Raw genomic sequence first — 811 nt, 5'->3', positions numbered from 1 at the left:
CCCGCAGGCGCTGGCCGTGGAGGGCATCGCGGTGGAACGGCGGGACCTGCGCATCGATGCCCGGTTGGGCGCGCTGGCGGAGGTGGTGCTGGGCGCGCAGCCCGCCACGCCCACCGCCACCCCCCTGCCGCTGATCGGCGCCCGGGGTGGACCGCCGGGGTTGCTGCTGCAAAGCGCCGTGCTCGCCGATCCGGCCACGCTGCAGCGTCCGATCGATCGGGCACTGGCCAAGGTATCAGCGCGCGGCGTGCTGCTGCCGCAGATCGGCCGGGTGAAGGTGCGCTTCGGCCCGTCCAGCCTTTATGCCACCAACGGCGGCCGGCTGGCGCTGGGGCTGGACATCCGGGCGCGCGGCCCGCGTCAGTTGCTCGACACGCGCGGGCGCATCTGGCTGACGGCGCGCCCGGAAACCCGGCCCGACAGCGAACGCATGGATGTGCGTGATCTCAAGCTGGCCGCCGGCGAAGGCGACGATGTGCAATTGCCGCTGCTGGTGGCAGTCGCGCAGTCAGCTGACGTGAAAGCGGCGCTGGAAGAGGCGCTTTCCCAGGATTTTGCCCGTGATTACACGCGCCTGCTCGGCAAGATCGACACCGCCATCACGTCCATCCGCATCGGCGATTTCCGCCTGGCGATGACACTCGACACGGTGCGCCACGGCAAGGCGGTGGTGCTGGGCCAGGGCCTTTACATGCCCGTCACCGCCAGCGGCAGCGCCCGGCTGGATTATGCCCCGGATCAGGCGCGGCCGCGATAGGGCGGCTTGTGCGGTGGGCGCGGGCCGGCGCCGGGCGGGCGCGGCGACAGGGTG

1 protein-coding gene is annotated in these 811 nt (G+C 72.1%); it reads left to right on the top strand.

Annotated elements, in window-relative coordinates:
• A partial coding sequence (locus GJ693_RS16380; RefSeq protein ID WP_156257271.1) for a DUF4403 family protein occupies positions 1-757 on the top strand: 757 nt, incomplete at its 5' end.
• Positions 758-811 lie beyond the last annotated feature (54 nt).

This window comes from Sandarakinorhabdus oryzae, assembly GCF_009733735.1.
Lineage (GTDB): Bacteria > Pseudomonadota > Alphaproteobacteria > Sphingomonadales > Sphingomonadaceae > Sandarakinorhabdus > Sandarakinorhabdus oryzae.
The sequence above is the reverse complement of the archived record's forward strand: the minus strand, read 5'-3'. Positions and strand labels throughout refer to the sequence as shown.